The 6,957-nt window shown below is 66.8% G+C and carries 8 protein-coding genes; 4 read left to right on the top strand and 4 right to left on the bottom strand.

Going from position 1 to position 6,957, the window contains the following annotated elements; translation table 11 throughout:
* Positions 1-28 precede the first annotated feature (28 nt).
* Both ACFPFQ_RS48355 and ACFPFQ_RS48350 read right to left on the bottom strand, forming a co-directional pair.
* Entirely contained in the window at positions 29-280 is a 252-nt protein-coding gene (locus ACFPFQ_RS48355) for a hypothetical protein (RefSeq protein ID WP_379630081.1), read from the bottom strand.
* A complete protein-coding gene (locus ACFPFQ_RS48350; protein ID WP_379630080.1) occupies positions 258-653 on the bottom strand; it encodes a hypothetical protein in 396 nt (131 codons plus the stop codon). Before ACFPFQ_RS48350 ends, ACFPFQ_RS48355 begins: the two co-directional genes overlap by 23 nt.
* A gap of 92 nt (positions 654-745) precedes the next feature.
* Between ACFPFQ_RS48350 and ACFPFQ_RS48345 the strand changes: the two genes are divergently transcribed.
* The 4 genes from ACFPFQ_RS48345 (at position 746) to ACFPFQ_RS48330 (ending at position 3,327) form a co-directional block, all read left to right on the top strand.
* Positions 746-1,438 carry a GntR family transcriptional regulator gene (locus tag ACFPFQ_RS48345; RefSeq protein ID WP_379630079.1) on the top strand — a complete coding sequence of 231 codons (693 nt, stop codon included), beginning with the start codon at positions 746-748 and terminating at the stop codon, positions 1,436-1,438.
* A gap of 572 nt (positions 1,439-2,010) precedes the next feature.
* Positions 2,011-2,274 (top strand): hypothetical protein, encoded by a 264-nt coding sequence (locus ACFPFQ_RS48340; protein WP_379630078.1) that lies wholly within the window; start codon positions 2,011-2,013, stop codon positions 2,272-2,274.
* Entirely contained in the window at positions 2,271-2,963 is a 693-nt protein-coding gene (locus tag ACFPFQ_RS48335; RefSeq protein WP_379630077.1) for a ParA family protein, read from the top strand. The genes ACFPFQ_RS48340 and ACFPFQ_RS48335 overlap by 4 nt, the downstream gene beginning before the upstream one ends.
* On the top strand, positions 2,956-3,327 hold the full coding sequence (locus ACFPFQ_RS48330) for a hypothetical protein (protein WP_379630076.1): 372 nt from the start codon (positions 2,956-2,958) through the stop codon (positions 3,325-3,327). Before ACFPFQ_RS48335 ends, ACFPFQ_RS48330 begins: the two co-directional genes overlap by 8 nt.
* Before the next feature lie 491 nt (positions 3,328-3,818).
* Here ACFPFQ_RS48330 and ACFPFQ_RS48325 read toward each other — a convergent pair whose 3' ends face one another.
* Together ACFPFQ_RS48325 and ACFPFQ_RS48320 are read right to left on the bottom strand one after the other, a co-directional pair.
* Complete coding sequence (locus tag ACFPFQ_RS48325; protein WP_379630075.1) at positions 3,819-5,000, bottom strand: hypothetical protein; 1,182 nt, start codon at positions 4,998-5,000, stop codon at positions 3,819-3,821.
* Positions 5,001-5,593: 593 nt separating this feature from the next.
* A complete protein-coding gene (locus ACFPFQ_RS48320) occupies positions 5,594-6,748 on the bottom strand; it encodes a hypothetical protein (RefSeq protein WP_379630074.1) in 1,155 nt (384 codons plus the stop codon).
* Between the last annotated feature and the right edge of the window lie 209 nt (positions 6,749-6,957).

Here is a 6,957-nt window from a genome sequence, read left to right as displayed (position 1 = left end):
ACGGGGCCGAAAACGGAGGAAGCGCTGGTCAGGACAGGTCGCGCAGGCCGCGCCGGAAACGCTCAGCCTCAATGGCCTCCATCCGCTCCCACGCGCTGTTGCCCTTGCTCGCGAGGGCGTTCAGCTCCTTCTTTTTCGCTCCCGCCTCTTGCGCGTCATAGATGGCATGGCCGCTGGCCATTGCGTCCTGAGATGCCTGGCTGTAGCTGTTCTTGCCGTACCACTTGCCCATCACGGTCTCCTTCTGAAGAGCTGGATTAGGCAGCAGCAGCGGCAGCACGGCCGCCCTGCTTGCGGATGCCATTCGCCGACCAGCGCGCCGGGGTGAGCTGCCCCGAGCGCTTGTTCACGTAGCCGGGGCTCACCACGAGGCCCTCGAAAACCAGCAGGTCGCCGAACGCTCCGGGGTCGGGCCGGTCCTTGCTGGCCACGGTGATCTCAGCGACGCCGGTCTTGTCTCGGTCGTCCCCCTCATCCGCGGGCATGATCACTTCGACGCGCCAGAGCGGACGACCGTTCTCGTCCTCGTCCTGGCGCCCGGTCGGGTCAGGGCGCCGCGAGCCGTCGGACAGCTCCACCCACTTCGTCACCGGGGACACCGTCCCCGTGCTGATCAGTCGAACTCGCTCGGCGTCGATCGGGTAGCTGCGCATGTCACGTCCTTTACATGGTCTGATCAGGTCAGGTAACCAGATATACATGACCCAAGTAGGTCATGTAAAGGACGCGGGTCGAAGTCACCCAGATGACCCGCTTGGGTCAGGTAAGCTCACCGGGCATGGCAGCAGCTCAGTACGAACGCCCCTGGCGACGCATCGCTGCCGATCTGCGCGCCAAGATCAATTCCGGGCGTTGGCACAACGGCGATCGCCTGCCCACCATGGGCCAGCTCCAGGAGCAGTACGGCGTCGCCAAGGGCACCATCCGCAACGCCATCGACCAGCTGCGCGACGACGGCCTCGTGACCACACGAGGCGGATCTGGGATCTACGTCAACGTCCAGGAGGCCCCGCCCGTGTCTGAGCCTGCGACCACACCCGAGAAGCAGCCCGTCGTGTCCGCGATCGTGACCTCTGGGCTCGGCGTGCTCGTCGGCCAGCGCCGCGACGGCAAACCCCCGTGGACCTTCATCAGCGGCGAGATCGAGCCCGGCGAGGCTCAGGCCGATGCTGCTGTACGCGAGGTCAAGGAAGAGACCGGCCTGCTCGTCGTGGCCGGTGACCGAGAGATCGGCCGCCGCGTCCACCCCAAGACCGGTCGCACCATGATCTACCTGGCTTGCGCCCCCGCAGCAGGAACTGATGTGTTCGTCGGCGACGAGGACGAACTCACCGATGTCCGGTGGATGAGCCTGCCCGAGGTCGAGGAGGCCATGGCGGCCTACGGCATGTTCGAGCCGGTTCACGAGCACCTGCGCCGGACTATCGGCGAGCAGTAGCCCAACTCTGACAGCGCCTCCGGCGGGGCCTCCACGCTCAGGGAACCGGGGTAGGAGCCGAGGCTGCGGTTCGAGGTGGTCGGGTGGTCGGTGGGTCCCCCTCACGCTCCGGCCGCCCAGAGGGTCACCACAGAACGCCCTGCCGCCGCAACCCGCCTCACTGCCTCCACGGTTGCTTGTAGCGCAGGTCGCCGTTCATGTGGTCACTGCGTTAGCCGGCCTTCGACCTAGCTTCCAAGTGCAGCGTCCGCGAGGTGAACGCGACCTCAGTCCTGCCCGCAGTGACCTTCTGCGAGTTGGGGCCGAGGCGGGTTGCGGCGGCAGGACAACCTGTGGTGATGAGGACACGGCCGGAGCGCGAGGGGAACCCACCTCTTGGCCACCCCCCGTTTGAGCTGGGAAAATATGCCACCGGTCAATCCTCGAACACCCTTGCGGACTACTTAATTACTGAGTTACGATACTACTTAATGAAGTAGATACTTCTTTACTGATTACTGACCCGATGACTACTGACTCGATGACTACTGAGTTACTGATATCCGGAGACACGGAAATGCGGAGGTCATGAGATGCGGAAACCGATCGAGCAGGCGGTGGTCGTGGCCGGTCTACGAGCACTGGCTGAGGAGATGGAGCTCGGGCTCTACCCGACACCGGTTGCAGGTCAGGGACTGCGGCAGATCAAGGGGGCCACGCTGGTCCCGCTAGTCATCCACGACGCCCTGTGCGGGTGGCGGGTGGCGTCGATGCAGGACGACATCGAGCCGCCGACATGCGTGTGCGCGGGGTGCGGTCTCGCGTTCCTGGGCGATGAGGCTCGAGGTCGAGCGTGAAAATCATCGCTGTGGGGTCGCCCAAGGGTGGCGTCGGGAAGACGACGACAGCGGTCACGCTGGCAGTGATCGCAGCCCAGGCCGGTCTCCGCGTGCTCCTGGTGGACGGCGACGCGAACGCCTCGACGATGGACTGGGCTGGGACCGCGGGTGATGAGATCCCGCTCGACGTCTACGCGGCGAGTGACCCGCACGAGCTGGCGAAGCTGCGTGCCGCTGACGAGTACGACCTCATGGTCGTCGACCTGCCCGGGGCGAGAGTCGGAGCGTTCGAGGCGATCCTGTCCGGCGACGGCGGGCGACCGGTTCCGGATCTACTCCTGGTACCGACCACTCACGAGATCCTGGACCTGCGGCCGGTGATGCGCGTTGTCCGCGACGAGCTGATCCCCCTCGACATGGCACACCTGATCGTGATGACCAACGTCCCGACAGCAGCGCTCCCGCAGGCCCGGAGACAGCGTGCACTCGTGCTCGACGCGGGAGCCGGCCACCGGTTCGCCGACACGATCATTCGCGACTACAAGATCTACAACGAGGCGGTCGAGAACGGCATGACCGTCCTCGACATCCCGGGGCGCCGTCCCAGTGCCCGCAAGGCCGAGGCCGATTACCGCGCGCTGGCCACCGAGGCATTCGCCGCCGTTGACATCACCCTGCCTGCGACCGAGGAGACCGACCGTGGCTAGGAAGCTCGACGCCCTGCAAGGCCTGCTCGACGAGAAGCCCGTTCCTGCCCCTCAGCGCCTCAGTGCCACCCGAGCAACGGCGACAGCACCCGTGTCGACGCCAAAGCCCCAGACGCCCGTGCAGGACGACGTAGAAGCCGACTCCGAGCCAACCGTGCGCTCAACGCTCGACCTCGCAGCGTCTCGTCACGCGGTCCTGCTGCGCGAGGCGGCCGACACCGGGCTCGACGTCGGGTGGCCGGTCCGACCCCAGCATCTGCTCCGCGCGATGTTCGACGAGCTCGTCGATGACCCAGCAGCCATGGCCAGAGTTCGCGACAGGATCCGCAACCAAGGCCGCCCGGTACGCCGCCGGTCGACCTGAGGGACACGCGCGGCCCACCGCTTCGGGCCGCGCATCCCCGCACGTTCCGGACCGCGCACTAGAGACGAACCCTCACCACCGACGCTGACCTGCCAGACGCACCCCTCCGCACTGGACAGGTCGAAGTACACGTACTCCGCACCCCCAGCCACGAACACACACCAGCACTCCAGCTCGACTACACAAGCACCCACCACAACCAGGCGGACCATTGCATCCGACGATCCGCCGGTACGAACCAAGCGACTCACACCGAGGCATCGTGATCAACGGGCCCGCCGCTGCCATCCACCGCCATGGACCTATGCATTAAAAATGATCATGGACCGGACTGTCGTGTCAACGACTCATTGACACGGTCTTTTTCATGATCACGAAGTGGTTCACCCGGCACGCGGTGGCCGAGGTTTTGTGAACGAAGTTCCATATCTTGCTCACTGTCAGACGTGTCAGCGTTGGCTGACATGAGCGGAGCAAGGTATGCGTTTTCCCTAGGAAAACGCGGGTGCCGAGGATGCCCGTGGCATGGGTCGACCCCCTGATGACTGACCGACGATCGCGCCGGGTGGTCGATGGTGCTGTTCCTCGGCGAGCATGGCGAGCCCAGTCCGTGACAGCTCGAACGCGATGCCGCGCCGGTCGTGCCAGGAGACCACCCCGCCAACACCGAGGCGGCGGCCGACGGCACGCAGCGTGTCCAGCTCGTAGGCGACTGTTCCGGCCCAGGCTCCGGCCGAGATGTGGCCGGCTGTTTCGGTGCCCTCGACGCTGGCCGCCGCTACGTCGTCGTCCTCTTGGAACTCCTCCAGCAGCGGCCCCTCGATATCGAGTTCCTTCGCTTTCTGCGTGAACCAGGCGCGCATGCCGGGTGGCCATGGGCACTGCCGGAACCGCATGTCTGTGGCGGTGGTCGACCACTCGTTCAGGATCTCGCGATCCGCCGCAGCCTGGGCGTCATCAGCACCGGGCAGGCTCTGCGCCACGGCGATGTGCTCCATCACCTCGAACGGGGTGCGGTGCCGCTTGCCCAGCTCGCGGCCCTTGCCGTCCTGGTCCCGGCCGTTCTTGAACACGCCGCCGACGGCCTCCAGCGCGAGCTTGAACGGGTACTTCGCCCATGCTTGTGAGGAACCCTCGCCCAGCACCTGGACGTCGAACCCAGCGGACTCTCCGTTGACCTCGGCGACGGCGGTCATGCCGTGCTCGGCGAGCCCGGCGCGCCATCGGTCCCACATCGGAGCCAGCGCGAACTCGGCATGCTCCTTCGTGATCTTTCCTTCGACCAGGAAGAACACGTGGAAGTGCGGGTGCCAGCCGTTCTCATCACCGTGAGTCGCCTCGAACGCCCGGATCACACCACGCGTCTTCTTGAGCTTTCGCAGACGTTTGACCAGCTCCTGAGTACCGGGCGCGTTCGGTTCCGCAGCGATCGCAGCCAACAGCTCGGCCCGTTCGTCAGCGTGCGCGTCTAGCTCAGCGACCTGCAACGCCGCCAGATCAGCTTTGTACGGGCGGTCCGAGCGCGCGGCAGCCCATCCGCCGCGCTGGCCCTCGACGAGCTGGCGCAGGGCCATGCCCCGGTGGTGGCGGCAAGTGAATGTGGCCAGCACGACGCTGTTGCCCAGTGCCTCCCACACCCGGAACAGGTGATCGAGTTCCTGCGCCCGGTGCACCGCGATCCGTACTCCGCAGGTCTGGCACGAATGCCACGATGCGCAGGTCTTGAGCCCGCCAGCTCCAACGTCAACGCCACCGTCCTCGCGCCGACGAACCGTCACGGCGACTTCCCCTGCCTCCGGATCGAACGGTGACCGGTGGCACGAGCGAACCTTGCGCAGTGGCGAGGCACTCCACATCGCCCGGTGCACAGCCCAGCGAACGTCAGCATCACTCGGGAGCCCTAGCTCCGCTTCTGCCATCCCCAGTTCCACGGCCTCTTGACCAGCAGTGGGGCAGGTAAGTCCTGTATTCCCAAGGGGCTCGCAGGCTCGCCCGCCCCGCGCGCCCGCCTTCGGCGCGCGCGGGGCACCGTTGCTGCTGCCCCAGGGGCCCGTGACGGACCTATCTGCGCCGTTGGGCTGGGCCGAGAGGGGGGGAAACGTGTGTCGGCGTTGAGCGCCAGCCTCGGCGCCCGTACCGTGGCGGTAAGCCACAGCGGCTGGTCCTCTTCTGCTTGTCAGATCTGCTCGGATCGCCGCTGGTGCAGAGCCTCAGGTGCTGGTAACACCTGGGGCTCTCGGCTTTTCCAGGGACGACTGTGGACTGATCAGCTCTGGACGTCGGGGAGACACGCCGTAGCGACCGCTGACGCGTACTCGGCGTAGCCACCCAGGAAGGGCGCACGGATGCGGGCGAGCTCATGCCCGGGCGCCGACATCAGCGCGATTCCGGGCTGCGCAGTGGTGTGGGAATCCGCGAGATCAGCAGGTGTGCCGGGGTGCAGCAGGTCGACCGAGGCGCGGTTGTCGGTGCGGAAGGAGATCCGCAGCGAGCACATGGCGCGCTCGAACGCTCCGATCACCGCGGCCTCGGCACGCTGCACGAGGATCAGGACCCGGATGCCGACCTTCGCGCTCTCGGCGAGCAGCCGGGCGATCAACGCGCGCAGACGCTTACCGGGGTCGTCCTTGGGCGTCTTGAGGCCGTCGACGCAGCGCAGCAGTCCGGCCAGTTCCTCCAGGACCACGAGGATCATCGGGTGCTTGTCGTTGATCTCGATGGTGTCGCGATCGGCGGGCAGCTCGGTGATGCGCTCGTCCATCTCCGCCACCAGGCGCTCCAGCAGCACCTCGTGGGCCAACGGGTCTGCTACACCGCTGACCTGCCATTCCTCGTGGCGGGACCCGGCGAACGGGCGCCACAGGAGTCCGGTCGGGTCACAGCCGGCCACGATGGCGCGCGGGTTTCCGGCCAGCTGGGCCAGCACGCCGTAGGTGAACACGGACTTCCCGGAGCGAGTGACGCCCTGAACGATCGTGTGTGCGCCACGCTCGAAGTCCTCGACGACGTAGATGCCATCTTCGCCGCGGCCCAGCAGAACGCCGGGCTCGAGGCGGGGCAGCTCGAGCGGGAGTAGTGCCGCGAGCGGGTCGACTGTCAGGAGTTCGACGCGCACGTGGCGCAGCCCGCGTGGCTCGATCTGCAGCGCGACGGCGCCGAGGTGTCCGGCCATCCGGAACGCGACCCGGCGCACATCCGCGGCGATCTGACTGGCCAGCAGCTCGACGATGAACACCGTCGGCGGACCCAGCGTGATGTCGACGAGTCGAGGCACCCGCAGCGTCGGCCCGGTCGCGGTGTCGACTTGTTGGAACAGCCCGGCACCCTCGCAGGCCTGGCGCCACGCCCAGATCAGCGCGTCAACCTCGGCCTCATCTGCGGCCCGGGTCCGCCGGGTCGCGCGCCATGAAGTGATCGTCATATCCGGATCTCCATCGGGATTGCGGGTCGGCATGGAAGCGGCCCCGGCCCGAGGTGCAGGGAAGTCACCCGGGACGGGGCCGAAAACGGAGGAAGCGCTGGTCAGGACAGGTCGCGCAGGCCGCGCCGGAAACGCTCAGCCTCAATGGCCTCCATCCGCTCCCACGCGCTGTTGCCCTTGCTCGCGAGGGCGTTCAGCTCCTTCTTTTT

It is taken from the genome of Pseudonocardia sp. GCM10023141, assembly GCF_042653605.1.
This window is presented reverse-complemented; position numbering and strand designations above follow the sequence as displayed.

Coding starts and splice junctions, on each gene's coding strand:
- ACFPFQ_RS48340 (WP_379630078.1), top strand. CDS start 2,011: ATGCGGAAACCGATCGAGCAGGCGGTGGTCGTGGCCGGTCTACGAGCA.
- ACFPFQ_RS48345 (WP_379630079.1), top strand. CDS start 746: ATGACCCGCTTGGGTCAGGTAAGCTCACCGGGCATGGCAGCAGCTCAG.
- ACFPFQ_RS48350 (WP_379630080.1), bottom strand. CDS start 653: ATGCGCAGCTACCCGATCGACGCCGAGCGAGTTCGACTGATCAGCACG.
- ACFPFQ_RS48320 (WP_379630074.1), bottom strand. CDS start 6,748: ATGACGATCACTTCATGGCGCGCGACCCGGCGGACCCGGGCCGCAGAT.